The 262-nt window shown below is 73.7% G+C and carries 1 protein-coding gene; it reads left to right on the forward strand.

Annotated elements, in window-relative coordinates; all coding sequences use genetic code 11:
* The coding region (locus ACKQAD_RS20305) for a hypothetical protein (protein ID WP_409161761.1) at positions 1-262 on the forward strand (262 nt) is incomplete at both ends.

The following is a 262-nucleotide window of genomic DNA, read 5'->3' on the forward strand; positions in this document are numbered from 1 at the left end:
CGTCGAGGCCGCGCGCCGCATCGCCGGCTACAACCGCTACTGCATCCCGCTCGCCGAGCGCGGCTCGGCGACGCCGGAGGCGCTGCTCGCGATGCAGGATTGGCTGCAGCGACGGCGCGATCCGCGCGGCGGCCGCACACTGAAGGAATCGCCACGCGGCGCCGTGGTGACCTATCCTGCCGCCGAGTTCACCGCGCTCGACTTCGTCGGCGGCGACCCCGAACGCGACCGCCACATCGCGGCGCTGTTCGGCGACGACGTG

Origin of the sequence: Pectobacterium artocarpous (assembly GCF_046159765.1) — a bacterium.
GTDB lineage: Bacteria > Pseudomonadota > Gammaproteobacteria > Enterobacterales > Enterobacteriaceae > Pectobacterium.